General features: G+C 69.6%; 22 protein-coding genes and 2 pseudogenes. 12 read left to right on the forward strand and 12 right to left on the reverse strand.

Features of this window, described 5'->3' with window-relative positions; translation table 11 throughout:
- Positions 1-318: 318 nt before the first annotated feature.
- The 5 genes from ACWF9Z_RS10135 to ACWF9Z_RS10155 all read right to left on the reverse strand — a co-directional run bounded on the left by ACWF9Z_RS10135 (position 319) and on the right by ACWF9Z_RS10155 (position 5,541).
- Positions 319-1,779 (reverse strand): cytochrome P450, encoded by a 1,461-nt coding sequence (locus ACWF9Z_RS10135; protein WP_453599711.1) that lies wholly within the window; start codon positions 1,777-1,779, stop codon positions 319-321.
- Between the two features lie 112 nt (positions 1,780-1,891).
- The gene (locus tag ACWF9Z_RS10140; protein WP_453599714.1) at positions 1,892-3,112 is read right to left on the reverse strand and encodes a beta-ketoacyl-[acyl-carrier-protein] synthase family protein; all 1,221 of its coding nucleotides are present in this window, start codon (positions 3,110-3,112) and stop codon (positions 1,892-1,894) included.
- Between the two features lie 61 nt (positions 3,113-3,173).
- Complete coding sequence (locus ACWF9Z_RS10145; RefSeq protein WP_453599717.1) at positions 3,174-3,410, reverse strand: acyl carrier protein; 237 nt, start codon at positions 3,408-3,410, stop codon at positions 3,174-3,176.
- A 149-nt stretch (positions 3,411-3,559) separates the two neighbouring features.
- Positions 3,560-3,841, reverse strand: coding sequence for an acyl carrier protein (locus ACWF9Z_RS10150; protein ID WP_453599720.1), 282 nt, complete (start codon positions 3,839-3,841; stop codon positions 3,560-3,562).
- Positions 3,838-5,541 (reverse strand): fatty acyl-AMP ligase, encoded by a 1,704-nt coding sequence (locus ACWF9Z_RS10155; RefSeq protein WP_453599723.1) that lies wholly within the window; start codon positions 5,539-5,541, stop codon positions 3,838-3,840. Before ACWF9Z_RS10155 ends, ACWF9Z_RS10150 begins: the two co-directional genes overlap by 4 nt.
- 745 nt (positions 5,542-6,286) lie before the next feature.
- On the opposite strand from ACWF9Z_RS10155, the pseudogene ACWF9Z_RS10160 reads away from it, so the two are divergent.
- The 7 genes and pseudogenes from ACWF9Z_RS10160 to ACWF9Z_RS10190 all read left to right on the forward strand — a co-directional run.
- Positions 6,287-6,703, forward strand: a pseudogene (locus tag ACWF9Z_RS10160) (wax ester/triacylglycerol synthase domain-containing protein); the annotation flags it as partial.
- A 386-nt stretch (positions 6,704-7,089) separates the two neighbouring features.
- On the forward strand, positions 7,090-7,395 hold the full coding sequence (locus ACWF9Z_RS10165; RefSeq protein WP_453599861.1) for a hypothetical protein: 306 nt from the start codon (positions 7,090-7,092) through the stop codon (positions 7,393-7,395).
- A 64-nt stretch (positions 7,396-7,459) separates the two neighbouring features.
- Positions 7,460-8,443: an SDR family oxidoreductase gene (locus ACWF9Z_RS10170; protein WP_453599726.1), complete on the forward strand. Its 984-nt coding sequence runs from the start codon at positions 7,460-7,462 to the stop codon at positions 8,441-8,443.
- Between the two features lie 339 nt (positions 8,444-8,782).
- Positions 8,783-9,223, forward strand: a complete 441-nt coding sequence (locus ACWF9Z_RS10175; RefSeq protein WP_453599728.1) for a hypothetical protein — start codon at positions 8,783-8,785, stop codon at positions 9,221-9,223.
- Positions 9,224-9,739: 516 nt separating this feature from the next.
- Complete coding sequence (locus ACWF9Z_RS10180) at positions 9,740-11,257, forward strand: flavin-containing monooxygenase (protein WP_453599731.1); 1,518 nt, start codon at positions 9,740-9,742, stop codon at positions 11,255-11,257.
- 541 nt (positions 11,258-11,798) lie between these two features.
- A complete protein-coding gene (locus ACWF9Z_RS10185) occupies positions 11,799-12,797 on the forward strand; it encodes a hypothetical protein (protein WP_453599734.1) in 999 nt (332 codons plus the stop codon).
- 40 nt (positions 12,798-12,837) lie between these two features.
- A complete protein-coding gene (locus ACWF9Z_RS10190) occupies positions 12,838-13,848 on the forward strand; it encodes a TauD/TfdA family dioxygenase (RefSeq protein WP_453599737.1) in 1,011 nt (336 codons plus the stop codon).
- 14 nt (positions 13,849-13,862) lie between these two features.
- Here the strand turns inward: ACWF9Z_RS10190 and ACWF9Z_RS10195 are convergent, their stop codons facing one another.
- Positions 13,863-14,618, reverse strand: coding sequence for an SDR family NAD(P)-dependent oxidoreductase (locus ACWF9Z_RS10195; RefSeq protein ID WP_453599739.1), 756 nt, complete (start codon positions 14,616-14,618; stop codon positions 13,863-13,865).
- A complete protein-coding gene (locus ACWF9Z_RS10200; protein ID WP_453599742.1) occupies positions 14,618-15,649 on the reverse strand; it encodes a hypothetical protein in 1,032 nt (343 codons plus the stop codon). Before ACWF9Z_RS10200 ends, ACWF9Z_RS10195 begins: the two co-directional genes overlap by 1 nt.
- Before the next feature lie 416 nt (positions 15,650-16,065).
- On the opposite strand from ACWF9Z_RS10200, the gene ACWF9Z_RS10205 reads away from it, so the two are divergent.
- Together ACWF9Z_RS10205 and ACWF9Z_RS10210 are read left to right on the forward strand one after the other, a co-directional pair.
- Positions 16,066-16,977, forward strand: a complete 912-nt coding sequence (locus tag ACWF9Z_RS10205) for a hypothetical protein (protein ID WP_453599744.1) — start codon at positions 16,066-16,068, stop codon at positions 16,975-16,977.
- Positions 16,974-18,212 carry a hypothetical protein gene (locus tag ACWF9Z_RS10210; RefSeq protein ID WP_453599747.1) on the forward strand — a complete coding sequence of 413 codons (1,239 nt, stop codon included), beginning with the start codon at positions 16,974-16,976 and terminating at the stop codon, positions 18,210-18,212. The genes ACWF9Z_RS10205 and ACWF9Z_RS10210 overlap by 4 nt, the downstream gene beginning before the upstream one ends.
- A 143-nt stretch (positions 18,213-18,355) precedes the next feature.
- Here ACWF9Z_RS10210 and ACWF9Z_RS10215 read toward each other — a convergent pair whose 3' ends face one another.
- The 3 genes and pseudogenes from ACWF9Z_RS10215 to ACWF9Z_RS10225 form a co-directional block, all read right to left on the reverse strand.
- Positions 18,356-20,716, reverse strand: a complete 2,361-nt coding sequence (locus ACWF9Z_RS10215) for an arylsulfatase (RefSeq protein ID WP_453599750.1) — start codon at positions 20,714-20,716, stop codon at positions 18,356-18,358.
- Positions 20,694-21,185: a Tn3 family transposase gene (locus ACWF9Z_RS10220; RefSeq protein WP_453599752.1), complete on the reverse strand. Its 492-nt coding sequence runs from the start codon at positions 21,183-21,185 to the stop codon at positions 20,694-20,696. Before ACWF9Z_RS10220 ends, ACWF9Z_RS10215 begins: the two co-directional genes overlap by 23 nt.
- 184 nt (positions 21,186-21,369) lie before the next feature.
- A pseudogene (locus ACWF9Z_RS10225) lies at positions 21,370-22,603 on the reverse strand (IS701 family transposase).
- A 167-nt stretch (positions 22,604-22,770) separates the two neighbouring features.
- On the opposite strand from ACWF9Z_RS10225, the gene ACWF9Z_RS10230 reads away from it, so the two are divergent.
- The 3 genes from ACWF9Z_RS10230 (at position 22,771) to ACWF9Z_RS10240 (ending at position 24,273) form a co-directional block, all read left to right on the forward strand.
- Complete coding sequence (locus ACWF9Z_RS10230) at positions 22,771-23,175, forward strand: type II toxin-antitoxin system PemK/MazF family toxin (protein ID WP_351408166.1); 405 nt, start codon at positions 22,771-22,773, stop codon at positions 23,173-23,175.
- Between the two features lie 265 nt (positions 23,176-23,440).
- Positions 23,441-23,836, forward strand: a complete 396-nt coding sequence (locus ACWF9Z_RS10235; protein WP_453599756.1) for an RHS repeat domain-containing protein — start codon at positions 23,441-23,443, stop codon at positions 23,834-23,836.
- 104 nt (positions 23,837-23,940) lie between these two features.
- A complete protein-coding gene (locus ACWF9Z_RS10240) occupies positions 23,941-24,273 on the forward strand; it encodes a hypothetical protein (RefSeq protein ID WP_453599759.1) in 333 nt (110 codons plus the stop codon).
- 145 nt (positions 24,274-24,418) lie between these two features.
- On the opposite strand, the gene ACWF9Z_RS10245 is transcribed toward ACWF9Z_RS10240, so the two are convergent.
- Complete coding sequence (locus ACWF9Z_RS10245; RefSeq protein ID WP_453599762.1) at positions 24,419-25,429, reverse strand: EcsC family protein; 1,011 nt, start codon at positions 25,427-25,429, stop codon at positions 24,419-24,421.
- A 135-nt stretch (positions 25,430-25,564) separates the two neighbouring features.
- Positions 25,565-26,290, reverse strand: coding sequence for a pyridoxamine 5'-phosphate oxidase family protein (locus tag ACWF9Z_RS10250; RefSeq protein ID WP_453599764.1), 726 nt, complete (start codon positions 26,288-26,290; stop codon positions 25,565-25,567).
- Between the last annotated feature and the right edge of the window lie 247 nt (positions 26,291-26,537).

Below are 26,537 nucleotides of genomic sequence, written 5' to 3' on the forward strand. Positions count from 1 at the left end.
GTCGAATCGGACAGCCACGTCGGAATGTTCGGGGACCGATGCTGACCAGATGCTGACCTACCTGACGGCACATCGGGCGTGTGAGGGAGGCAGGACGACTCGCCTTTCTCCCCGGGAGTACGGTAAGAGCGCCTGTTGGCCACGGCTCGCTCTCTCAGCGGCAGGGCCCGCGAGGGGCGCCGTGCGCGCGTACGCGCGTGCGCGCCCCTCCTCCGGCACTTAGCTTCCGATGTTGGTCTGTCACACCCGAGCGAGCGGTACGGGGAACAGGTTGAAGCCAGCCGCTGACCGAAGCCATCAGCACGGGTCCTCCAGGCCTTACACCATGGCCGAATCCGAGACGCGCTGTTGGGCGTTGAACCCGGCTCGTGGTGTCGCCGTCATGAGGAGCCTCTTGGGTCGGGTGACCACGCCCGCCACGGCCTTCACCGGACGGTCGGGGTGGGCCGGCCTCAGTTCGAAGCGTGCGGCCAGGGCTGCCAGGGCAACGGGTGCGCTGATCGCGGCGAAGGGCGCACCGACGCAGCGGTGCGCGCCGGCGCTGAAGGGGAGGTAGGCGTTGCCGCGGGTCGTGAGTGCTTCGTCGCCCGTCCAGCGGTGGGGGTCGAAGGTGTCGGGGTCGGGGTAGACGGTGGGGTCGCGGTGGATGCCGTAGAGGTTGAGCAGGACCTCCGCTCGGGGTGGGAGGCGGAATCCGCCGACGGTCACCTCGCGGACGGTGTTACGCGCGACGACGGGGATGGGGTAGAGGCGCATCACCTCTTTGACGACCCGGCTGGTGAGGGGGAGCTGTTCGACGGCCTTGTCGGGCAGCGGGCGGCCGCTGTTGAACAGGGCGTCGGCCTCGCTTTGTACGGCTTGTTCGAGGTCGCGGTTTCGGGCCAGTTCGTGCCAGGCCCAGGCGAGCGTCATGGCGGTGGCGTCGCTGTTGGCGGCCAGGAAGGTGATCAGTTCGTCGATGACCGCGGTCCGGGTGATGTTCGGTTCGCCCTGGACGGGGCAGGCGGCTTCGTCCAGGAGGCTCAGAACGTCGTTGCCGCAGCCGGCCGGGACGTGTCGTGCGGAGAGGTTCTCGGCGACTTCTCGCAGGGTGCGTGTCGCCCGCCAGCCGCTGGGCGTGCGCATGGGAGGCAGCCAGAGGGGCGCGGTCATCCGCAGGAGGATTCCCCTCGACAGGGTGAATGCCTTGGTGGCCAGCCAGGAGACGGTGTCGGCGGGTGCTTCGGATCGGAAGAGGCAGCGGACCGCGATGTCAACGCTGAGTTTGAGCATCTCGTGGTCGAGCTCGAGTACGGTGCGCGGCGGCAGGCGCTTGGCGAAGTCCGAGGTAACTTGGCAGATCAGGGGCGTGGTGGCGGTGAGGGGCGTGCGGGTGAAGGCGGGGGTGACGATCTTGCGGCGCTCGCGGTGTGCGGTCCCGTCGAGGGTGAACAGGCCGTCGCCTGTGACGGGACGGAAGCCTCGGGCCATTCGCTCGCGGCCGAATGCGTTGGTCTTGTCGGCCAGGATCTCGTGGGCCAGCTCCCCGTCACTGATCACGTATTTGGTTCCGGGGCCGAGCTGAAGTTTCACCACGGGGCCGGCCTCGCCCAGTTCGCGGAGCATGGGCAGCATCCCGTCCCGCATGAGTGGAAGGTGGCCCAGCAGCCTGCGGTGTCCGGGGGCGTTGGGGACGTCTCGTCCCGCGTCGGGGGTCACTGCTGCTTCCGGGTTCTTCTCGCCCGTTCGTCCCGCTTCGGTTGCCGCACCGTCGGTTGCATCGGTTGCTGACCGTTCCATGAGCATGCCTTTCTGATCTTGTGAAGATGGGCGGGGCCAAGCCGTCCCGGACGGGTGGTCCGCCGACCCTCGTACGGCGTCGAGGGACGTCAGGTGACCGGCGCGACGCCAGTCAGGGGGTGCGGAAGGCCAGGACGACGTTGTGGCCGCCGAACCCGACGGAGTTGCTCAGTGCCACGCCCAGGTGTTCGTTCGCGGCGGCTTTGACGACGAGGTTGAGGTCGAAGGCCGGGTCGGGGCTCTCCAGGTTGGCGGTGGGCGGGATCAAGCCGTGCTGGAGGCTCAGGACGGTCAGGGCGGCTTCGACGGCACCGGTGGCTCCGAGGGAATGCCCGAGAGCTCCCTTGGTGGAGGTGACGAACGGGCCGCCGGGCAGCACGGTGCTGATCGCCTGCGCTTCGACAGCGTCGTTGAGGACGGTGGAGCTGCCGTGGGCATTGACGAGGTCCACGTCGTGAGGGGTGAGTGCGGCGTCGGCCAGAGCAGCCCGCATGGCTTGCTTGAGCCCGCGGCCGTCAGGGTGGGGAGCGGTGGGGTGGTGGGCGTCGGTTGTGGACGCGCACCCGGCCAGGAGAGCCCGGGGCGTGTGGCCTCGGGCGGCGGCGTCCTCGGCCCGCTCCAGGATGAGGACGGCCGCTGCTTCACCCAGCACGAAGCCGTCCCGAGCCTGATCGAAGGGCCGGGAGGCGCCGGCGGGGTCGTGGCGGCGGGTCGAGAGGGCGCCGAGCTGGGCGAACCCCGTGGCGATCAGGGGTGTGTTGCTCGCTTCTGTGCCGCCCGCGATGACGATGTCGCACTGGCCGGTGATCAGGAGGTCGCGGGCCACGGTGATGGCGGTCGCGCCGGAGGCACAGGCGGTCGCCGTCACCAGGGTCGGGCCGAGCGCCCCGCACAGGAGAGCAATCTCGCTGGCGGGGGTACTCGGCCCGAGCATGGAGATCAGCAGCGGTGAGACACGTGTGGGCCGGTCGAGCAGTTGCCGGTGCTGGTTCTCCCAGGTCTGGCAGGCGCCCATGCCGCTGCCGATCACCACCCCGACGCGGGTGCCGTCCCAGGTCTGGGGATCGAGAGCGGCATCCTGCAAGGCCTCCTTGGCGGCCATGAGGGCGAGCTGCGCGGAGCGGTCCAGCCGGTGAACGGTCCGACGCCCCAGCGACTCCTGAGCGTCGAAGAACGGCACGGAGCAGCAGAAGTCGACCGGCAGGCCGAGGAGCTGGCTGGCTGTGGCAGCCGTAGGCTCGCCGTCGCAGACGCCCTTCCAGGTGGACTCCACGTTGATTCCGGCAGGGGTGAGCATGCCGAGACCGGTGACGGCGATGTCGGGACGGCTCATCGAGAACCGGCCCGAGCTCGATTCCCGAGGTGGATCCCGGGCGCGATCTTCGACGGGATTGTCATCGCGAGTGGGACTCCTGCGGCTCCACGTCGTGCGTAAGCTGCTGCACGGCCTGGGCCAGCGTCGTGTCCAGGGTCAGGTGGCTGGCCCGCTCGCCCGTGTCGTCGGACACCATGACGGCGAGCTCGGTCAGCGAGAGCGAGTCCATGCGCAGATCGCGGAAGGTGCTCTGCGGCGTCACCTGCGAGGTGTCGACACCGATCTCGAACAGCATGGCGACGATCCTGTCGTACATGGGGTTTCTCCACTCGTTGAAGACGGGTGCGCAGCAAGGCCGGAAAGCTGGGCTGCGTTCGTACGGGCGACGGGTCGGGGTTGTGTCGGAGGCGCCGCTGTGCGCCGACGCTGAGTTGGGCACCTCAGTCCGGTGGGTCCGCTGGTCCGTCAACCTGCGGCGATCCGGTCATGAGGGGCCGCTTCCATACGGCTGGAGATGTAGCTGGAGAGCGCTTCGATGGTGGGGTGGCGCCGCATGTCGGCGATCGGGACCGTCACCGCGTACCGCGCTTCGAGGTCTGCCGTGATCATCACCTCTTCCATCGAGGTGATGCCGAGGGCGTCCAAGGGCATGGTGGGGTCGAGGTCCGAGGCGGGGACTTCGAGGAGGCCTGCCAGGTGGCTTGTCAGCCAGTGGGTGATCTCCGCGGAGTCCGTGGAGTCTGTCACTGGTCGTCCCTGCTGTCCGTCGGTGCGGCCGAGCTGTTTTCGTCCGTGAGGTAGCGCTCGCGACACTCCTTGCGGCGCAGCTTTCCGCTGGTCGTGCGCGGCAGGCTGCCCCGCCGGGCCGCCTTGACGTCATGCGGCCGCACGCCGTGGCGTTCGGCGACGGCGATCTCCACGCGTCGGCGCAGATCGATGTCCGTCGCGCTCTGCGGTCCTGAGGAGAGTTCCACCATCACGATGAGCCGGTCTCCCTCGGCGTCGTCGCCCGGGACGGCGAAGGCCGCTACGGCGCCTGGCACGGCTTCGGGGATCGCCTGTCGGATGGTGTCCTCGATGTCGCTGGCCACGTGGTTGGCGCCGTGGATGATGACGACGTCCTTGGTGCGGCCCAGGACGAACACCTCGCCGTCGTGCAGGAAGCCCAGATCGCCGGTGCGCAGCCAGCCGCTGTCGCTTCCCCTGGTGGTCTTGAGGGTTCGGTTGAACAGCTGAGAGGAGCGCTGCTCCTCGCGCCAGTAGCCGGCTGCCACGTTGGGGCCGCGCAGCCAGAGCTCGCCGATGAAGCCCGCTGCCTGTTCGACGCCGGTCTCGGGGTCTGCCACCCTCACGTCCTGTCCGACGGGTCGGCCGCAGCCGACCACCGTGGTGGTCGGTGCCGCCGCGTCGCCGGCGGCTACAACGCGGACTTCGCCGGTGGTGAGGGCGTGGCTGTCGAGGTCGAGGTCGGTCCAGCGCTGCCCGACCCGGTTGCAGGCGACCAGCACGGTGGCCTCGGCCAGGCCGTAGCTGGGCTTGACCGCGTCCGGTGCGAGACCTGCGACGGCGAAGGCTTCGGTGAAGCGCCGCAGAGTGCCGACGCGTACCGGCTCGGCGCCGTTCGTGAGCACGCGGACACTGCTCAGGTCCAGTCCAGACGGATCGGGGACCTTGCGGACGCACAGGTCGTAGGCGAAGTTGGGTCCTCCGCTGAAGTGGGCGCGGTGCGCGTCCAGGAGGCGCAGCCAGCGCACGGGGCGCTGGATGAAGGCCAGCGGCGACATGAGTGCGACGTGCGCCCCCGCGAGCATGGGGGCGAGGACACCGATGGACAGGCCCATGTCGTGGAACTGAGGCAGCCAGCTCGCGATGGGCGTGCTGTCGGACAGGCCACAGCCTTCCATGACCTGCCGGGTGCTGGCCACCAGGTTCCCGTGGGTGATGACGGCTCCGTTGGGGCGGCCGGTGGAGCCGGAGGTGTACTGCAGATAGGCTGGCTCCGCCGCCTCGGCCTGGTACCCGGACCAGTCGGAGGCCGGTCGGGGATCAGCCTCGTCCACGGCCCACACCGGTACCCGTCCGCCGGCCAGGTCCCGGCACGCTGGGGTGTTGGGACTGACCGTGAGCAGGCAGACCGGGTCCGCGTCCGCGAGGACGGCCGCCAGCTGGTCGGTGCGCCGGGGGTCCTCCGGGGGGAAGAGCGGCACTGCGATCATTCCGGCGTACAGGCACGCGAGGAAAGCAACCCCGTAGTCCAGGCCCTGGGGACACAGCACGGCGACGCGCCCGCCCCGTGGGAACCGGGATTCGAGCGCGGCCGCCAACGCCCGCGCACGCAGATCCACCTGGGTGAAGGTGAGCGTCTGCCACGTACCGTCGGGGTCCTGGCTGTAGCTGACGAAACTGAGGGCGGGGCGCTCGCCGGCGCGCGCTGCGTGTCCGTTCACCGCGGCCGGCAGCGGTCGCCACTCCTGTGGGTCCGGGGCCGAACGAATGGGGGAAGTGGGGCGGGGCACCGTGCCCGGCGCCGTAACGGATCCCGCAACCATGTGGTCAGGCATGTCTGGAGGGTCCTTTCACCGGTGGGCCGAGGGAGGAGTGCGCGACCGGTCGTGTGACACGGTCCGGGGCCGCGTTCGCCCTTCTGACCCCTTGCAAGGACAGGCCTTGCGCATCGCCCCGACCTACGGCGCGAGCCTCGGATGTGCAGCGGCAAGCTCACAGCAGAACGTGCAACGGCTGCTTGCGAGGCAGGGGGCGACTACGGCATACGGGTGATTGATTCCCTCGTCCGAGTCGCACGGCGTAACCGCCGGAGGCATTCCGGCAGCCGCGCCCGAGGGGTTCAAGGCCCACTCGGACGCCCCACGGAGAAGGTTCTCGGGACAAGGCAACGGCCAGTGTCCAAACCAGGATTGGCCTCGTTCACTCGGTTGCGCCCGTCCTTCGCCCCAGGCCCCACGGGCGGGCCTCCTCCCTTCCTGTCGACCCGCGCGCAGCCGCCGACGCTGAAGTGCCCTTACGCAGCCCGAGAGCGGAGCCGTCATGACCGTAAACAGCGACCCCCAGCCCGCTACCGCTCAGGGGGCGGAGCGGGTGCCGACCAAGGCGTCGCTCACGACCGGGAATTCGGTGGGAAACGCAGACGCCAACCGCACGGCGGTCGAGCCGGGCCTGGCCCAGGACCGGGTGATGCTGAAGTGGGCCCGCCAGCGCCCCGATGACGGATTCGTCATCGGCATCGCGCTCCGGGTACAGGGGCCGAGGCCCACACCGGAGCGGCTCGCAGCACTCGTCACAGCACGCTTGGCGCAGGTACCCGTGCTCGCGGAGTGCCTGGACGGGCCACTTCGTGAGGAGCGGTGGCGTCCGGCCGACGGCTTCGACATCGGCCGCCACGTGCACGTCCTCACCGGTGCGATCGACCTGCACCGCAGTGCTGAACTGCTGGCGAACCAGCCGCTGGGAGACGACCGGCCGGGCTGGGGTCTTTGGCTGACCGGCACCGGACGCGATGACGAATACCTGCTTGCCTACCGTGTTCACCACGCCACTCAGGACGGAGCGGCGGTCGCACACACGATCAGTCGGCTGTTCGACGCCCGTGTGCCTGGGCCCGCCAGCGAAAAGAGCTCCAAAGCTGTCGATCGCCAGTGGGCCACCGCCCCGCCCTGTAAGCAGAGCCGATTGCTGGCCACAGCGGATGTCCCCGTGGAGGCGCTGCGCACGATCAGCCGAGCCTCGGGAGCCTCCCTCAACGACATTTACCTCGCCGCCCTCGCGGGAGCCCTGCGCGCCTGGCTGCCGCCCACCGAACGCGACCAGCCCGTCCCCGTACGGGTCCCGTTCAACCTCCGCCTCCGCCAGGACCGCCAGGACCGCGGCAACCGCTGCGGACTCATGCGCATCCTCCTGCCGGTGGAGGAGCGGGGTGCCGGCCGACGGCTTGCCCGCGTCGTCGAGCAGACCGGCAGCTGGCCCAGGCCCGCAAGGTCATGGACAGCATGCCGCACCACCTGTTCTGGAAGAACTTCTCCATCTCCCTCAGCCCTGAGGACGCGCTCGGGAGTGCGACCCTGCTCGGCGTCCACACCCCGCTGGCCGTCGGCGGCGACCCCGTCACGGCAGGCCTCGCGTTGCCCCCGCTGCTGAGCGGTCACCTGTTCTCCAGCGTCCTGTTCCTCTACGGAACCCGCGCCGCCTTCTCTGTCACCGCCCGGACCCGGCATGAGCACGTACGCGACCTCCCTCGCCTGTGGGTACGCGAACTGGCCGAACTGGCCACCGCCACCCGCGCCTGAACGCGACAGGGTCCGCACCCGCCGGCCCTTCCCGCTGCCACCTTCAGCCCACCGTGAGGTCACCGTGCCGTCTTCCCGCCCCACCGTCCTACTCACCGGCGCGACCGGAGTGATCGGCGCCAGTCTTTTGCCGGCCCTCGCCGCACGCTACGAGGTCATCGCACTCGTCCACCGCCGCCGGCCCGAGAGCGTCACCACCTGCGTGCAGGCCGATCTCACCGCCGAGTGTCTGGGCCTGAGCGATCGCCTGCACCGGGAGCTCGCGGCCGGCATCGACGCCATCGTCCACTGTGCGGCGCTCACCGACTTCGCCCCTGGGGACCTGACTGCCTTCGAGAAGGTCAACGTCCAGGGCACCCGCCGGATCCTGGAACTCGCCGAGGCCGCACACGTACCCGTGGTCCTGCTGTCCTCCGTATCCGCCGCCCTGGACCTGCCCGGAGACGATCTCCCCGCCCGCTGCATGCGCGCCTACGGCCGCTCGAAGCGGCAGGCGGAAGAACTGGTCGCCCACAGCAGCCGGCCCGTCGCCATCGTGCGCACCGGCCTCCTGTTCGCCGCGCGCAACGCCCCCACCCTGCCCCGGCATCAGTTCCCCCACGCCCTGTTCGACGCCCTGTTGCAAGGCCGCACCGGCGCACTGCCCGTCCTCCCCGACCACTGGTGCGACATCATCCCGATGGAAACCCTGGTCGAGTACGTCACGGCCCTGACCCAGGCCCAGCTCCGCGGTGATGCCACGGCCCCCGGACTCCACTGGGCCACGGCCGGCCCCGCCCGCCTCACGGCCGCCGACCTCGAGCGCGCCTGCAGCGACTTCCTCAAGGAGACCGGCTGGCCCGTCACCGGGTCGCTACTCGCCGATCACGCCACCTCGCGAACCCGCAGCCACGGCATGGGTCGCCTGGCCCAGCTCGGATTCCAGCCGCCCGAGCAGCCCTGCCTGCCCTCCCACCTCGACCGCCTGCTGCCCACTCAACTCACCCGCAGCATTGTGCTGGAAGCCCTCCGGCACAACGTCCGACGCTGCACACCACTGGCATCTTGACCGGCTCCCGAACGACAGTGCAGGCAGCCGCGAAGCCCTGCCGATGCAAGCGCGGTCTCCGTCAGCCCGGCCGCTCAAGCACCAGACCCCGCAGACACGGTTGAGGGCATACGGGTGATCACGAATGGCCCACCATTTCGTATCTGACGATCAGTCGTTACCGGCGATATGAAGATCTTTAACAGTAAGAAGCGCCTCGTCCTCCTCTCACTCGCTGCCGCGGCAATCGTCGGTGTCACCGCCGTCGCAGCCGGGGCCGTCGGCCCCGGGCTCTCCCTCCGCGGTCACGGCACCCTCTGCCTCGTACCGGACGCGGCCCGCGCCCTTGAGGCACGGAACGTGAAGCTCGAAGCCATCGCGCCCGCGACGGCCACCGGCAACTGCGTCACCCTCCCCGGCGCCGGCACGCTGCAGCCGGACCTGACGGGCGGCGAGATCCCGCTCGAGGGAGGCCTGCGCTTCTCCGATCCCGGGCACCGGCTCGACGTGACCCATGTGCACCTCCACCCGGGTGCTCGCTACGCCAGCGCCGACGTCGCCAAGGACGGCGCCCCCGCCTCGAACATCGACCTCTACCGCTTCGAACTCTCCCTCAGCACCGTCCGGATCGGTCTCCGTACGGTGGACACCACACCCATCCCGGTGAACATCACCGCACCCGCCGCGGCAGCCTTCACCAACACGTTCGGTGCCAGCCCGGCGGCAGCCGGCGCTCCCCTCTTCACCTTCGAAGGCCACGGCGAGATCACCAACCCCATCAGCAGCTTCCCCACCCCCTAGCCAACCGATCCCGATCAGGAGTTCCGGGCCCGCGCCGTAAGCGCGGGCTACGGACAGCACGCCGCAGCTGCCGTGCCCTTGGGGATGAACGCGTCCTTGTGTGGCTTCGACACCCATGAGCTGTGCAGGAAAATCGCATCCTGCTGCCACTCGCGCAGGCAGGCACCGTTCGTCGGCCTCAGCTCGGCGAGAGGCTCCGGCCTTGGCCGCCGGCCGACCCTCGAGGGCGGTGCAAGCAGGGACTTGGAGCCATGCTTCGTTCGAGGGATCTCAACGTCGCATCACCACGACGACAGGCCAGGGTGGGACGTTTCTTCACCACATTTGGCCGCCAGCCCTCGGCCATGCCGGGGAGAGCGGCTTGGGGATCATGCGTCGCATGGCGTTTCTGAAGAGTTTCAGGTGTCCGTGGTTCGCGCATGCGAGCGGTGATCCTCGGCAGGGTGCGGTCGGCCCGGCCGGAGGGGCGCGGTGATTCCCGTGCAGGGCGGCCGGCACGGTCGGGATGTGCGGGTGATGGTGGTCGGAGCGGGGTTCTCGGGGCTCGGCGCCGCCATCCGGCTGCGTGAGGCAGGGTTTCGCGATGTGCTGGTGCTGGAGAAGGCGCCGCAGCTGGGCGGAACGTGGCGGGAGAACACCTACCCGGGCTGTGCCTGCGACGTACCCTCGACGCTCTACAGCTACTCCTTCGCCCCGGACACGGCCTGGAGCCGCATGTTCGCCGGACAGAAGGAGATCCACACCTACCTCGCCACCATCGCCGAGCGGTACGGGCTCGGCGACGTGCTGCGCTGCGGCGTGCAGGTGCACGGAGCCCGCTGGGATCCGGCCGCCAGGCGCTGGCTGCTTCAGACCAGCGACGGCCCCTACAGCGCCGCGGTCCTGGTCATGGCCACCGGTCCGTGGCACGTCCCGCGCCCGTTGGACGTGCCGGGGCTCGACGAATTCGCCGGGCCCGTGCTCCACACCGCCCGCTGGGACGACAGCGTCGACCTGGCCGGGAAGCGTGTGAGCGTGGTCGGCAGCGGCGCCTCCGCCGTGCAGGTCGTCCCGGCCATCACCGGCCGGGCGGCAGCCGTGCACCTCTTCCAGCGCACCGCCCAGTGGGTCCTGCCCAAACCCGACCTGGCCCTGTCCCCCGCTTTCAACCGTGTCGTCAACCGACTGCCCGGCGCCCGACGCGGTCTGCGCGCCTCCCAGTACGCACTGCAGGAAAGCTTCGGCTACGCCTTCCGCCACCCCGAGCTCGCCCGCCTCCTCGAAGCCGGCGCCCGGGCGCACCTGCGGCTCGCCGTTCCGGACCCGCAGCTGCGCCGGGCCCTCACCCCCGACTACCGGCTGGGCTGCAAGCGCCTGCTCACCTCCAGCACCTACTACCCGGCCCTGAACCGGCCGCACGTGCGCCTGCACCCCACCGCGGTGAGCGCCGTGCGCGGCAACACGATCGTCGGCGCCGACGGCACCACCGCCGAAACGGACGTCCTCATCACCGCCACCGGCTTTCGCGTCGGCGAACTACCACTGGCCCGGGACCTGTACGGCGCGGACGGACGGACCCTGGACGACGTCTGGGGCGGCGAACCCCAGGCCTACCTCGGCACCACCGTCACCGGCTTCCCCAACCTCTTCCTGCTCCTGGGCCCCAACCTGCTCGGCGGATCCACCTCCGCCATCACCGTCCTGGAAGCCCAGCTCACCTACCTCACCACCGCCCTGACCCACCTCGAACAGAGCGGCAAACAGACGCTGGAGGTCCGGCCCGTCGTCCAGGACACCCACAACAGCGCCGTACAGAAGGCGCTGGCGACCACCGTCTACAACACCGGCGGCTGCACCAGCTACTACCTGACCTCCAGCGGCCGCAACACCTTCGCCTGGCCCTGGTCCACCGCACGCCTCACACACCGGCTTCGCCACTTCGACCCCACCTCCTACATCTGGCACACCCCCTCCCCACCCCTCTCCCTACCCATCCCGCGAGCACCGCAGGATGACAGCCTCGGGGCCTTCCGGCGCCGGCAAACCCGCGATTGAGCCGGGACGGGGCACGGAGGTGCCCGGGCTCAGGGGCAGCTCTCCGCTGGCACTGGAAGGCCACGGCGGCAAACTCCACGACGTCGAACCTCGCCGGTGTCCGCCGCAGTGAGCGTCGCCTCGGCTGTGGTTGCGCGTGCCGTCCGCGGGGGCCCTGCAGGGCCGCTGCGAGCGGACGGGCCTGTGCGTACGGAGCCCCTTGTGCCCTCGGTGGGCTGATCGTTGCCGAGCAGATCGCCGTCAGCGAGAGGTACCCCTGAGCTCCCCCGTCGATCCGGGACGAGGGCTGTCACCAAGCGGGTTACGGGGGCTACCGGCGGCCCAGCGAACGGGTGGCCGCCCGACCAACTCCGTTGCACCGCACAGGAATGTTTTGCTGATCAGGTTTCGTGTGGCGTGTTCTTGGCGAAGTACTTCCACCATGGGCTTATCACCGGTTGCCGGTCATCCTGCTGTCGCTGTCTTCCGAGAGCCCCGAGGCGGGCGTCCCGTGCCGGAGTTGGGCCCACGGGTCGATGCGGAGGCGAAGCGGACCGCGCGCGTGCTGGCCGGGCTGTCGACGCATGCCGGACCTGTCGAGCGGTCCCTCGCGCTGCGGGAGGCCGCCGCGGCTGCGGGTGAGTTGGTGGCCGCACTGTCGGATCTGGCTCCGGCCGTGGTCGGTGAGGGACTGCCGGCGGAGTCGATCAGTCAGTCGTTCTTCCGGGTCCGTGAGGGGGAGCTGTCGGATCAGCAGGCTGCCCTGCACGGTGTCCTGGTCATCCACCGCGGTCTGGAAGATCTGTGTGATGCTCCGCTGTCGGGTTCCGACCTGGCGCTGGAGGTGGCCGGGATGCGGCAGTCGGTGCTCGATCTCACCGGCGCAGCGCCGGGGGCGGACCATGACTCCGTCCCGCCGGTGACCGTCCCCGAGGCCGGTGCGGGATCGTCGTTGGAGAGTGTGTGGAGTGCTCGGTGGCTCATCGGTCACCAGGTCCATGTCCTGTTCAATATCTGCGCCGCGGTCGCCGTGGCCGACGCCACCCGCCATCTGCGGCACGGCGACGGCGACGCCGCGCTGCTGCGGCTGGCAGACGCGACGGTGTACGTGCGGGGCTTCCCGGCGGCCATGACCCACGCAAGTACGGTCCCGGCCGATTACTACATGGCAGCGATACGCCACACCATGGCGCCTCCGTCGGTGGACGTACCGTTGAGCGGGCGCCAGCATCGCGGATACAAGCTGTTCCGGGCGGCGATGAAGGACCTGCTGTCCTTGCTTCCCGACTCCTACGCGCGGTTGGCGGCCCGCGCCCCGGAGCTGGCCGAGGCACGGGGCGCACTCCTGGAGGCCGACATCGTGGACGGTGAACGGCACGTCACCCTCGCGTACTCGATGGTGCACCTGCGTCGTTCCATCGCTCAGAGACCAGAGGGCCCCGACAACGCCGTCGCCGAACTACGGCTCATGCGGCATCGCCGCGCGGCCCAGTACGCCTCGCTGATCCGGTTCGGGGACCACTACATCGCCGAGGCCGTGGCCGGCCTGCGCCACTCGTGAGTCCGCGCATCCGCCGCCCACACCCCGGCAGGAGACCCCCATGCCCGAGACGACGCCCGACACGACCCAAAGCACCGTCCAAGCCGCGGACCGGGAACTGGATCCGGCCGATGCCGGCGCATGCGAACGTCTGGCCCGCACCCTGTGCACCCGCGGGGACGACCAGGTCGACAGCCCCGAGTGGGTGACAAGAGCCCGGGACGCCTGGGAGGACCTTCCGCTACAGCTGCGCCGCGAAGTTCGCCGCTTCCGAAGGCACTCCGGCCCGCATGGCACCTTGGTGATCGGCGGCCTGCCCGTCGATCAGGCGGCCCTGCCCGCGACACCGTCCGTACCGGGCTCGGTCCAGCGCCGGGCCACCATTGCGGCCGCGGTGCTCACCATGGTGGCATGCGGGCTCGGCGAGCCCCTCGCCTACCGGGCCGAGAAATCCGGCGCCCTCGTGCAGGACGTCGTGCCCGTGCCCGGACAGGAAACCTTCCACGGCAACGCCGGATCGGTGCCGCTGTCCTTCCACACCGAGAACGGCTTCCACCCCCACCCACCCGACTACGTGGTCTTCCTGTGCCTGCGCGCCGACCACGACCGACGCGCCGGCATGCGCGTCGCCGGCATCCGCCAAGCGCTGCCGCTCCTCACCCCAGCCAGTCGCCAGATCCTGTTCGCACCGGAGTTCATCACCACACCACCACCGTCCTTCGGCTTCGACGCTGCCGCGAGCGGGCCCGACGTCGAGCCCCGACCGGTGCTGTCGGGAGCGGTCGAGGATCCCGACATACGGATGGCCCAACTCGTCACCACCCCGCTCACCCCTCGGGCCGCCGCGGCGCTGACCGACTTCGGCCGCGCCTGCGAGGCGACTGCCCGCACCCTGTGCCTGAATCCGGGCGACCTGGTCATCATCGACAACCGCGTCACCGTCCACGGTCGCACCGCCTTCCGCCCTCGATACGACGGAGCGGACCGCTGGCTGCAACGCACGTACGTCACCACCGACCTGCGCCGCTCCCGCGACCACCGCCCCCACGACGGCCACGTACTCGCCCGCTGACCGGCCCCTGTATGTCAGCCGACTCCCAAGTCCTCAGGGGGCCGTTCGATGGCCTGGGAGCGCAGTTGCTGGGCGAGACCCCCGTCGAAGAGGTAGGTCGCGCCGTTGGCGAAGTCGAAGACCGGTGTCGCCAGCGCCGCGACGGCGTGGACCACCTCGGCAAGGGTCGCGTAGCGCTGGAGCGGGACGTCCAGGACGAGGGCATCGAGGTGTGCCCCGTCGGCCGAGGTGGTCGAGGAGTCGTCGATGGGGCCGATCGCGATGGCCCGCGTCGAGATGCGGAGCGGTCCGTACTCCAGGGCGAAGCTGCGGGTGAGGCTCTCGGCGGCGGCTTTGGCCGCGTCGTAGCCGACCTTGTAGCGGTGTGCCCGGGTGCCGCCGACGGAGCCGAGGACGAGCATGGCGCCCGGTACGCGGTGGGCTGCCGCGGCCTCGGCGACCGTACGCAGGACCGCGTAGGTGGTCACCAGGTTGTCCTCGATCGCCGCACGGAAGGCGTCCACGTCGTTGGCGGCGATCCGGGCGAGGTGGGGTACCCGTCCGGCCGCGTGGAAGAGCTCCACGCGTTCGGCGCCGTCCAGGAAATCGTCGACGAGTTGGGTGAAGCGTTCTGTGCGGCAGTCGACAGCGTGCCATCCCGGCACCGTGCCGGCGGGGGCCCCGGCCGGTTCAGAGTCGATGAGAAGAAGGTGTCCCGGCCGGGCGGCGAGGTGTGCGGCGAGCGGGCGGCCGATGAAGCCGGCTGCTCCTACGACGATGCGGTGGACCATCAGGCCGCCAGGATTCGGTGGTAGAAGTCGCCCAGGGCGTCCGCTGCCTCGTCCCACCGCGGCAGGGTCAGCGCCCCCGGCCCGCTCACCATCCGCTGTCCTTCCGGCGGGACGGTCAGGGCCTCCTGCCAGCGCAGCACGGCCACATCGTCGTCCCACGGGTCCACGATCCGCCAGTCCTCGAGCACCGGCCCGTAGGCGTCCGCTCCCACCGGCGGCGGTGCCAGTATCCGGCGGCCTTGCTGCGCCGCGGCCACCAGCACGCCGCTTGACCACACCCGCTGGTAGGGCAGCGCCACCCAGTCCACCTGCTCCAGCAGCCGCCCGAACTCGGAACCGGGGTGGAAGCCCGGAAGGTAGCGGACCCGGTCGTGGGCGGCCGCGATCTCGGTCAGGGTGTGGTGGGTGGCCGGATCGTCCGGGTATCCCGCGACCAGCAGCCGCTGCTCGCCGGCGGCGTGCCGGACGAACGCCTGCGCGAAGGCCGCGGTCCGCTTGTAGGGGCGCAGCCGGCCGAAGCAGCCGATCGTCGCGCCGTACGGGGATCCCCCTCGACCGGGGACGAGGTGGAGGTAGAGGGGGTGGGGCAGGTGCAGCGCCGGGCCGGGCAGGCGACTGCGGATCCGGCGCGCCGCCAACTCGTGCTCTTTGGTGAAGAAATGGGCGCCGTGCGTGAGCGCGTCGACCTCGTCGATGAACGCCACATTGCCGTGTGTCCCCTCTTCGTGCGGGGCAAGGTCGTGCACCGTCTGCACCAACCGCGTCCCCCTGGCGACGAGCTTCCGCAGGAGGGCGACCGCCTCGGTGTCGCCGAGCAACCTGGCGAGCATTTCAGGCCAGTGCAGGTGCACGATGTCCGGCGCCGCACCGACCAGCTGGGAGAGGTCTCCGGGGGCGAACCCTGGTTCGTCGCGACACAGCCCCGGGCGCAACACCACAGCCCCTCGTGCTGCGAGGTGGCTCTCCTGGAGTGCGACGTAGTCGTTCCAGCTGCAGGTCTCGGGTATCTGGAGCACGCGGAGGCCGGTCACCGCACAGCCACCTTCTGAAACCCCACTGCGGGGCAGAGGTCCCTGGGTGCGGGGAGGGCCGGGGGTGACGGCGCCGTACGGGTCATGAATCCTCCGCCGTGGATGGCAGTGCACTTGACGTGTCCGTGATGAATGTTCACAGGTGAGGCGGCAGGTAGCGCCCGGGATCCGGGAAGTGGCCGGATCCCGCCGGCACCGAAGCGCGTGCCGAGTTCTTCTTGACGGCGTTACCGTTATCCATGCGCCGCTACCGCCGGTCCCGAGAGCCGGCGGGTACACCGTTCGCCTCGACAGTTCGGCGATCGGCGCATGGGCCGGACTCGGCGAGCGCGGCTGGTATGGGAGGTGGTGGCGCCGGGTAGGGCGGAACCATGCCCAACATCCCCCCGGCCGAAGTGGCGCTGCGAAGGTTACTGATGGTCGTTGACCAAACGGCGGAGTTGGCGACAGGGTTGGCGTCCGCCCTCCGGATCAGCCCGAATGACGCCGCGGCCCGCAACGCCGTGCCGACACCGCTCGGCGTCGACGCACTGGCGTTCGGGCCGACCGACTTCGAGGCGGTGGCCGACCATCTGGAACCGCTGGACCGGCTGATCGCGGCCGTCCCGCACGATGCCGACGGGATGCGCTGGCGCTACCTGGACGAAGCCGTGTTGTTCCGTTGCGAGAAGGAAGTGTCCACTGCGTTCGACGAGTTCACCGCACAGCTGGACATCAGCCGGGTGATCGGTCTGACCAGCGGCTACCTCGGCGGCCGTACGGACGTCCGGGCAAGGGATGAGGCCGGCAGGCCGATCCGGCAGCTGGAGCGCAGCATCAGCCGGGCCCAGCCCGCCTATCTCGCGCTGTCCGGCGCCGACGTGCTCGACGTCTGCAAGCTGGAGACCATCGATTACGGCCCGGCCGAGCAACTGCTGCGCTGGCGGCAGGTCCACAGTGCGAACGGATCCGCGCTCCAGGACGACGGCTCGGTGTCCTTCGCCCGGACCCCGGGCGGCACCAAAGTGACCATCTGCGCCTATCAGCAGTTCGTCCTCCCCCCGTTGTGGCGGGCGATCACCCCCGTGCTGTGGTCCGGGGTCCGGCGCGCTCTGGTGGAGGACGCCTACCGCAGGTCCTTCCTCACCACCCTGAGCACCCTTGTTGCACACGGGCAGGGCGCCGCCGTGCCGTTGGAGGAGACGGCCGGTGCCGACTCCTCGCTCTGGGACGCCGTCGCCCGGGCGGCCGAGCCGTTGACCCCCGTGGCCCTGCGGCGGTCGGCCCGGCCCGCGTATACCGACAGTTCCGGCTTCCGCCACTTCAGGCTCGAAAGGCAGCCCCGTTGACCCCGTCGGCCACCCAGCAGCGCGAGTATCCGTACGCTTTCCACATCGCCCTCGACGGCAGCGGTCTCAACGGGCTGGAAGGCCGGGCGGGCGTCTGCGTCTTCCACTTCGACCCCGCCACCGGCCGGTACGCGTACAAGATCGACTACTACGACGGCATCGCCGGGGGCCACGCCGTCAGCGTCAGCCCGGACCACTCGCTCGGATTCCTCGGCAACACCGGCCAACACCTGCTCTTCTACGACACCGCGACCCTCGACGAGGCCGAGCGCCTGTCCACCCTGCGGATCGCACCCACCGACTCGTCCATCAAAGGCACCACCCACATCGCCTGGCTGGGAAACCGGAAGATCGTCGGAGCGATCGGCGAGCACCTGTGGCGGTTCGACATCGACAAGCTCGACCGTCCCGAGCGCCTGGGCCCACACGGCCTGAAGCTGCCCCACGCCATGAAGACCACGGCCTCCGGCCGCTACCTCGTCTACGGCGGCATGGACCACCCCGGCCGCGGCGAGGCCCGCGAGGTCGGCATCTTCGACCTGCACACCGGCACGGCCCGCCGCGTCGACTTACCCGCCACCTGCTGGCATGTTGCCGTCCATCCCCGCGAAGACCGGTTCTACGCCCTCTCCTTCCGCGTCCAGCCGCAGGAAGGACACGACTGGCACGAATGGGCCATGGCCTACCTCAAGGAGTACGTCTTCGAGATCGACGCCGAACACGGACAGGTCCTGCGCCACTGGACCGCCCCGCGCGAGACCCCGGCGCACGTCAACTCGGACGTCTGCGTCTCCGATCGCGAATTGATCTACTGCAACGGCGGCAGCGGCACCATCGTCATGATCGACCTGGACGACTTCGCCACCCACCGGATCATCGACGAGCGCCCCGGCCTGCCCGAGCAGCTCCTCGCCGGACGACAATCGCTCCACCAAGTGACCGACGCCTTCACCCGCGGCTCACCGGCCGCGAGCAGCAGGCACTTCCTCGCCGCCCTGCGGGTCTCGCGCGGAACCCTGCTCGATTCCGTCTACGCCTGTCAGCTCTCCGCCGACCAGACCCTGCTGTTCACCGCCAACCGAGGGCTGAACACCCTCACCGTCTACGACTACCCCGCCAACACGGTCCGACAGCGGGTGCGGATGCCCGAGCTGCGGCAGTACGTCGACGGCCTCCCCTGGTGGCACGACCCGCGACTCGGCTTCCACCACAGCACGCTGATCTCCCCTCCGTGAGCTTTCCAGGCGCCGCAGGGCGGTCGGCCTCTGCCCGACACCGACCCGGTCCTCGACCTGAGCCTTGTCGTCAAGGCCGCCGCGTACCGGGTTCAAGGACGTGCCCGCGCCCGGAGTTCCGTCAGATTCGTGGGGCGGCCCGCCTACTGGCGGGCCATGTGCATGCGCATCTCGCTCTCGGCGTCCACGATGAGGTCGCCGGACAGGTCGACGGTGACGCTGTGGAGGGTGCCGGTGAAGCGGAACGGCGCCCGGTAGTCGGGGGTGACCGCTGATCCGGGGTTGGCGCCGCAGGACATGCCGCCCGGATTGAACGTGACCGGGGTGGTGACCGGCATGTCGCTCTCGCCGACCAGGCGGCCGTCGATGTAGAGCTGGGCGCGGCCGGGTGCGCCCTTGCCGTGGGCGATGTCGGGGGCGCCGGTGGGCTCGAACTCGAAGCGCAGCGCGTGCCGCCCCTCGGGCAGGCTTTCGCCGGAGGCGACGTGGTGCAGGGCCCGCTGGACGTAGTTGTGGGCGTAGTGGAGGTGGCCGTCCTTGACGTAGAGGGACCAGCCGCCGGCGTTGGTGCCCTGGCTGATCAGGACGCCCTCCGCGCCGCCGGGCGGGATCTCGACGTCGGCGGTGACGCTGTGCGGGCGGTTGAGGACCCGGGGGGCGACCGCAGCGGGGAGGGACTGGGTGCCGGGGCGCAGGGTGTAGCTGGTCCGGTTCTCGGTGATCTGCGGGCGCTCGGTCATCAGGCGCGCAAAGGCGCTGCCGTCGATCGGCATCACGTCGTACTTGCCGGCTTCCATGTACCACAGGGAGATCATCTCGATGAGTTTGCTGCGGTGCTCCTGGGCGAGGTTCCGGGTTTCGGCGATGTCCTCGTCGACGTGGTAGAGCTCCCAGTGATGGGCGTCGAGGTCGTCGAGGTCCGCCATGGTGATCGGGGCGCCGAAGGGCCGCCCGGCCTCGGCGAAGGAGGGGCCGGGCCAGGGGCAGACCGCACGCCATCCGTCGTGGTCGATCGCCCGGTGCCCGAACATCTCGTAGTACTGGGTGCGGTGGCGGCTCGACGCCGCGGCGTCGTCGAAGGTGTGCGCGAAACTGACCCCGTGCAGGGGCGACTGGGTGACGCCCCGGATGGTGGCGGGCGCCTCGATGCCGAGGACGTCCAGGACGGTGGGCACCATGTCGATGATGTGCGCGAACTGACCGCGGACCTCACCGCGGGCCCGGATGCCGGCCGGCCAGTGGACGAGGAAGGGGTCGCTGACACCGCCGCGGTAGGTCTCCCGCTTCCACCGCCGGAAGGGGGTGTTGCCCGCCCACGTCCATCCCCACGGGTAGTGGTTGAACGTGGTGGGGCCGCCGATCTCGTCGATCCGCGCCAGGCTCTCCTCCAGCGTCTCGGGCGCGTTGTTGAAGGCCTGCAGCTCGTTGGTGGTGCCGGTGACGCCGCCCTCGGGGCTCGCACCGTTGTCGGAGACCACCATGATCAGCGTGTTGTCGAACTCGCCGGTCTCCTTGAGGAAGTCCAGCAGCCGCCCGAGGTGGTGGTCGGTGTGGGAGAGGAACCCGGCGTAGACCTCCATCATCCGTGCGGCCAGGCGCCGTGCGTCGGGCGTGAGCGACTCCCACGGGGGCACGTCCGGATCGTGCGGGGACAGCTGCGTGTCCGCCGGCACCACTCCGAGCTCCTTCTGCCGGGCGAAGGTGCGCTCGCGGTAGGCGTCCCAGCCGTCGTCGAACCGCCCCCGGTAGCGGTCCGCCCACTCCTTGGGCACATGGTGCGGGGCATGCGCCGCACCCGTGCACAGGTTCATGAAGAACGGCTTGTCCGGGGCGACCTGCTTGGCGTCGGCGATGAACGAGATCGCCCGCTCGACCAGGTCCTCCGTCAGGTGGTAGCCCTCCTCCGGCGTGGCCGGCGGTTCGACCTGGTGGTTGTCGTACACCAGGTCCGGATACCACTGGCTCGTGTCCCCGCCCAGGAACCCGTAGAACCGCTCGAAGCCCCGCCCCAGTGGCCACCGGTCGTACGGGCCCGCGGCCGACTCCTGCTCCGATTGCGTCAGGTGCCACTTGCCGACCATGTACGTGTTGTAGCCGTGCTGCAGGAGCATCTCCGACAGGAACCCGTTCTCGAACGGGATCTGCCCGTCGTAGCCCGGGTAGCCGGTGGCCAGCTCCGTGATCGCCGCCATGCCGTTCGCGTGGTGGTTGCGGCCCGTGATGATGCAGGAGCGGGACGGCGAGCACAGCGAGGTGGTGTGCATGTTGCTGTACAGCAGCCCGCCCGCGGCCAGCGCGTCCAGATTCGGTGTCTCGATCGGACTGCCGTAGCAGCCGAACTGCCCGAACCCCGTGTCGTCGAACACGATGAACAGCACGTTCGGCGCACCCGCCACCGCCCGCACCGGCTGCGGCCACGCCGGACTCGACTCCTCGGTCGTCCGCCCGATCACCCCCGGGAACCGCTGCCCCGGCCGGTACTCACTCCACGACGACTGCGCCATCTGTCTCCGTCCCACCATCGGTACGAGCACCGGTGATGTGTGTGCGACTGTGCGGCCTGGGTCCCAGGCTCCTCCACGCTAGGACGCCACCATCACCACAGCGAGCGGGGTGCGCTGTCCGGGCTTCCCTGCGAGAGGGCGTAGGGACGACGGAGCTCTCGCCTACCCCGGTGATACGCGGGTACCCGCTGGTGGAGGCCTCCACCGCTGCCAGGCGATATGACGGGGAAGTCTCGGCTGCCAGCTGCTTGGCGGCGGCGTCCACGTAGACGCTGTTCCCCAGCATCACGGCGTTGAGCGCAAGGCCGAGGGCGCCCAGCTGGTCCTCCATGCCCTCGCGGTGGTGCTGGCACAGTTCACCGCGCCGCCCGGAGACTGCCTTGTGTGCGCGGCCCAGTACGCGAAGAACCTGCTGTGACCAGTGGCGTAAGAGCCAAGTCTCCGGTGTAGGGCGGGAGGCCGCCGCCATCCCCCACTGACGTCTCCGAGGTCAGCAGCGGCGAGACATGATCGGGACTGATGCTGACCACTTGCTGACCTGGACCCCGATAGCACGGCGCTGACCTGCGGAAATGCTCAGATCCTAGATGTGGGACTTGAACATGGTACGAAGCAAAGTGAGCTCCTAGTACTCCAGCCGTAGATCGTGATCTTCATGCCTGGGTGGCTTGTCGACGGTAATGGCTGGCCTGGGATCGGGCCTGGTGGCGGCGCCGCCAGTCGGACCAACCGAGCCAGTGGGCGGCATCGTGGACGGGTCGGACAACGAGTGTGATGAACAGGCGTTGGATCTCGTTGCAGGTGAGCGAAATGAGGGCATCGGGTGCGGGGCGGGTGTGCTCGTCTGCGCGTACGACGGCGAGGAAAGGCGTGCGCGAGCATGGCGAGGGTGACCCAGCGGGACCAGGAGGCATAGCGGCGGACCTGGTGCTCGTCGAGTGCGGCCAGGCCCTTGCCCGACTGGAAGAACTCCTCCACCCGCCATCTTGATCCAGCGACTCTGACCAGCAGGGTCAGCGGCACGGATGCGGGCGAGCAGCAGCGGTAGTAGGCGAGTTCGCCGGTGCTGCGGTTACGGCGGATCAGCAGCTGACGACTCCCGGGTCGGGGGTCGGCGAGGTCGATGACTGCCCAGTCGTAGAAACGGTGGCCCTTGGCCCCGGCCCCTGCGGAGAGCTTCTGCCAGGCCCGCTTCGGCACCTTCTTGGCCAGGGTGTCCGCACGGAACCTCCCCGCCCCGGTAGTGACTTCGTGCGAGCAGGCCACCGCGAGGGCGTAGCCGGTGCCGCGTCCCTCCAATGCGGTTCGCAGCCTGGGGTTGCCGCCGTAGACCTCGTCGCCGGCGACCCATGCGGCCTGGTGGCCGGCGTCCAGGAACCGGGCAACCATACGAGTGGCCAGTTCCGGCTTGGTGGCGAAGGCGGCGTCCTGGTCGAGTCCGGCATCCCGGCAGCGGTCAGGGTCGGAGGTCCATGAACGCGGGACGTACAGTTCCCGGTCCACTGCCGCGTGCCCGCGCCGGCCGGCGTAGACCAGGTAGACGGCGACCTGGGCATTCTCGATCTTGCCCGCGGTGCCGGTGTACTGGCGCTGGACGCCGACCGTGTCGGTGCCCTTCTTCACGTCCCCGGTCTCGTCGACCACCAGTACCGCCTGGTCGTCGTGCAGGTGGTCCACCACGCAGTCACACACATCGTCGCGGACCCTGTCGGCGTCCCACTTGGCCCGCCCGAGCAGGTGCTGCATGCCGTCCGGGGTCCTCTCCCCGGCCCATTCGGCGATGGTCCAGCAGTTCTTGCGCGGCAGGTCCGACAGCAGTCCGAGCACCAACTTCCTGACTCGGAACCGGGGTTCGACCCGTGTGAACCGTCCCGCTATCCGGCTCATCAGGCCCTCGAACGCCTCCTGCCAGCGGGCAGGGTCTACGCTATGACCTGCGGCCACCGCGTGATCGTTTGTCTTCACACACCGATGATCAACGGGTGGCCGCACCCGTCTCCACAGCGCGTCGGGGTCGCGCAGCGTCCGCCCGCCGTCCTGTGTCAGGAGGACATGTGCAACGTGGCGAAGTCTGGTGGGTGGAGTTCGACGAGCGGCGGCCGGTCGTGCTGCTGTCGGGAGACGACGCGTCCGGGATCCGGGTGATGCAGGTCGTCGCTCGGGCGGGTGTCGACATCACCGGTCTGGGCGTCGAAGTGGCAGTAGGCGCCGTGGAAGGACTGCCCTTTGAAGGCGTGCTTCGGTTCGCGTTGCCGCGTCCGGGCTTTACCCCTTGCACGTGGCTGACCACCGTGTCCCGGGACGACCTGATCGAGCGAGCGGGCGTTCTGTCCTCCGCGAAACTCAGCGAGATTGAGAACGCCCTCCGTCTCGGTGAGCAGGCGAAGGAGTGGACCCCGGCGACGACCGCGAAGCTCAGCGAGATAAGGAACGCCCTCCGTCTCGGTGGACTCGGGTAGGCGGAGAAGGAACGGACGCCCGCGACGGCGTGGTCGGTCTCGTCCAGATGATCGACGCTGCCAGCTGTCTCCTCGGCGCCCCTCACGATCGAGATCACGAACTACGGCTGGAGTACTAGTCGAGCAGGCCACTTCGGACGGTCACACCACCACCTGGGACTACGCACCGGGCACGCACCGTCCCCTGGCGCAGGCCGACCACCACGCCCAGGAGGAGTTCGACGCGCGCTTCCACGCGATCGTCACGGACCTCGCCGGTACCCCGATGGAGCTGGTGACCCCCGACGGCCGCATCAGCCGGCAGCTCCGCACGACGGTGTGGGGCGCAAACCTCCCGGCTCCGTCAGACGCGACACCGGTAGTCTGCCCGCTTCGCTTCCCGGGCCAGTATCGCGACCAGGAAACGGGCCTCGACTACAACTGCTTCCGATACTACGACCCCCAGTTCGCCGGCTATGCCTCACCCGACCCACTCGGTTTGAGCGCCGCGCCCAACCACCACACCTTCGTACCCAACCCCTTCGTCTGGTTGGACCCGCTGGGACTGAAGTGCCTCGACCCCGATGACCAGGTCCGGCATGATTCCGCACGCGAGACCGCCGTCGACGGCGACGGCAAGATGAGGGGTGGCAGTTGTCGGACGATCCGAAATCGACCGTGACCTATCGGCCGTTCAGCAAGTCCGGCGGAGCGACCATTGACTACAACGACGTGGACGGGCTGGACATGAAACGATTCCACATCCCACAGCATGGGGACTGAGCCATGGTGAATGACGAGACCTACCGCCGAGAGCTGGACTATCTCAGCCAATACGCACACGACGACTGGCTCGGTTTCTCGGTCGTCAGCGGAGCAGTGGGGAGTTTGCTCGGGCGGGGCGCCACGTTCGAGGAACAACTGGGATTGCTCCTGCGGATCGTCGCCGATCTGTACGACACCGGGGCGCGACCGGGAGACCTGACGGAGTCGGAACAGGACCCCTTCCTGCCATGGAACTCGGACAAGGCCGGGGCTTTGGCACGAATCGCAGCAGAGGTCGACGCGTATTCCCGGTTGCCCGATTCCGGTGACATCTGCTGGTTCACGGTGCCATGATGCCTGTCACGGTCGTGACAGGCATTCTCGGAACCAAGCGACGAAGCCAGGCTGTCAGGGTCTGACCCTCGGACCCGGCGTCGGCCTCAAGCGGCGCCGATTCCCGCGGCGACCCCTGTGACGGACACGGCCCGGCGGCCGTCCTCTACGGGGCGTCGGACTGCGGATCGTCGTCGTCGGTCGCCAGTGCGGACGGCAGCGTGAGCCCGTACTTGTCGCACAGGAAACGGGTCTGGCAGTACCGCTGGGCGTCGGCGGCCACCCCGCCGAGGACCGCGGCGTTCATGCCGGCACCGACGAGGACGCCCACGAAGGGCACGACCTTGGCGACGTTCTGAACGGGCACTCTGGAGCCGGCCGGTCCCAGCTGCTGCATCAGCTTCTCGAGGGCGGCCAGGAGCTGGTGGTCGTTGCGGAGCTTCGCCGACCACTTCACGCGGCCCTTGACCGCGCTCGCCGCGCGTGCGGTCTCACGCAACGGCTTGGCCTTCGCCGCCTGCGCCATGAAGGAGCGGCGCACCAGGCGTTGGATGAAGATCTGCTCTGCGGGGTCCTTGGCGTCGTAGCCGTAGGAATACGCTATGCGCGCCGCGATGGACGCGCTCAGGACCTGGATGACGAGGATGTCCGCCGTCATCGCGGCCGGTATGCCGGCGACGGGGACCATGGCCAGCAGGCCCATGGCGCCGCCCTCGAGTGCGCCTGCGGTGCGCCACGTGAGGGTGTTGCGGGACAGCAGCCGGTCGCAGACCTTGAGGTCGTGGTGCCGCAGTTCGGTGAAGCTGTCGAGATCGAACCCCTGCTTGCGGACGAGCTTTTCGACGTTCTTCGGGTCATTGAGCTCCATGGCCCAGTCGTTGACCAGTTCGAGCATCGCCGCCGCCGCTCCGAGGGCCGGTCGCATGGCTTTGTCGGCGACCGCTCCACCCGCGCGGCGGATCGGATCCGCGACCGCCTCCGGCACGGCGTCCGTGACCCGCCGCACGGCGTTTCCGGCGGCCTCGCCGGTGCGGCCGAGGGCGGCGCTCGCCCAGTTCGGCAGACCACGACGGTTGTTGCGGCGCTTCCAGTGCTCGTTGAGCGTGTCCCACACCTGCCCCTCGTACGCGCTCATCGGGGTTGCACCGTCGACGAGGAGGTCGGCGTACGTGCTCATCGGGGTTCTCCAGTTTTCTTCGGTATAGACCGGCCGTCACGGGCTCGTTCGCATGATTCACGAGCGCGGGAGCGTCGCGCAGCGAAACAGCCACATGGGCCGTGCCCCGGGGGTCCGGCCGGCCCCCCGGGTCTGTCAGTGGCCGCCGCCACCCGGCGCGGCCCCGCCCGTCGTGCCCGTCGGGAACGCGGGGGTACCGGTGCGTGCGGCGACGTGCTCGGGGGGCCGGACGTCGTCCGTGAGGAGGGCGTCGGCCTCCGGATCGCCCCAGGTGGTGACCAGGGGGAGGACTCCGGCCCAGATTCCGAGGGCGGCGTCGGGTCCCTCGCCGTCGTCCGGGCCTCCGGTGCTCGTCTTGACCGACGCCTCCTCGAGCGAGAGGCAGAGCAGCGCGGTCGCCGCCAGCTCCTTGGCGTTCGGCTGTCGCGCGTAGTCCCACTGTCCGGGTGCGGCCTGCTCGGTCAGGCAGCGCAGACCCTCCAGCTTCTCCTCCGCGTCCGTGACCAGGCGCGGGACGCCGTAGATCATCGCGCTGCGGTAGTTGACGCCGTGTTCGAACACCGACCGCGCGAGGACGAGGCCGTCCACGTGCGTCACGGTCACGCACACCGTCGCCCCGGGCGACGCGACCAGGCTCCGGCTGGCGACGGACCCGTGGAAGTAGAGATTGCGGCCGTCGCTGCCGTAGACGGTGGGGACGGCCATGGGGTGGCCGTCGACGACCACTCCCACGTGGCACATGAAGCCCGCGTCCAGGATCGCGTCGAGTGCGGCGCGGTCCAGACTTCCCTGCGCCCGCAGGCGGCGGTGACGGGTGCGGTCTGTCTCCGCGAGCGTGGACGGGAGTTGGCTGTGGTTCACGTCGTCTCTTTCACAAGTGCGGTGCGAGCGGGAGGACTTCACGACATGGCGGACGGAGCCCCGGCGGATGGCCGGGGCACGCCGAGGCAGTCGGGGAGCATCCCCCACGCTACCGATACCGCCGTTCTCGCGCCAGGATTCAACGAAATCAGTTCACCAGTTGGCGTGATTGTGCGAAATCCCTTGCCTGACGGGCAAGTGAACGACACTCTCCACTTTCAGTTACTCAAAAGTAATATGACGACCC

The organism is Streptomyces sp. NPDC054961 (assembly GCF_053609145.1).

Coding starts and splice junctions, on each gene's coding strand:
- ACWF9Z_RS10135 (WP_453599711.1), bottom strand. CDS start 1,779: ATGGAACGGTCAGCAACCGATGCAACCGACGGTGCGGCAACCGAAGCG.
- ACWF9Z_RS10235 (WP_453599756.1), top strand. CDS start 23,441: ATGGAGCTGGTGACCCCCGACGGCCGCATCAGCCGGCAGCTCCGCACG.
- ACWF9Z_RS10140 (WP_453599714.1), bottom strand. CDS start 3,112: ATGAGCCGTCCCGACATCGCCGTCACCGGTCTCGGCATGCTCACCCCT.
- ACWF9Z_RS10190 (WP_453599737.1), top strand. CDS start 12,838: ATGCCCGAGACGACGCCCGACACGACCCAAAGCACCGTCCAAGCCGCG.
- ACWF9Z_RS10240 (WP_453599759.1), top strand. CDS start 23,941: ATGGTGAATGACGAGACCTACCGCCGAGAGCTGGACTATCTCAGCCAA.
- ACWF9Z_RS10245 (WP_453599762.1), bottom strand. CDS start 25,429: ATGAGCACGTACGCCGACCTCCTCGTCGACGGTGCAACCCCGATGAGC.
- ACWF9Z_RS10165 (WP_453599861.1), top strand. CDS start 7,090: ATGGACAGCATGCCGCACCACCTGTTCTGGAAGAACTTCTCCATCTCC.
- ACWF9Z_RS10180 (WP_453599731.1), top strand. CDS start 9,740: ATGGTGGTCGGAGCGGGGTTCTCGGGGCTCGGCGCCGCCATCCGGCTG.
- ACWF9Z_RS10215 (WP_453599750.1), bottom strand. CDS start 20,716: ATGGCGCAGTCGTCGTGGAGTGAGTACCGGCCGGGGCAGCGGTTCCCG.
- ACWF9Z_RS10145 (WP_453599717.1), bottom strand. CDS start 3,410: ATGTACGACAGGATCGTCGCCATGCTGTTCGAGATCGGTGTCGACACC.
- ACWF9Z_RS10220 (WP_453599752.1), bottom strand. CDS start 21,185: ATGGCGGCGGCCTCCCGCCCTACACCGGAGACTTGGCTCTTACGCCAC.
- ACWF9Z_RS10205 (WP_453599744.1), top strand. CDS start 16,066: ATGGTCGTTGACCAAACGGCGGAGTTGGCGACAGGGTTGGCGTCCGCC.
- ACWF9Z_RS10195 (WP_453599739.1), bottom strand. CDS start 14,618: ATGGTCCACCGCATCGTCGTAGGAGCAGCCGGCTTCATCGGCCGCCCG.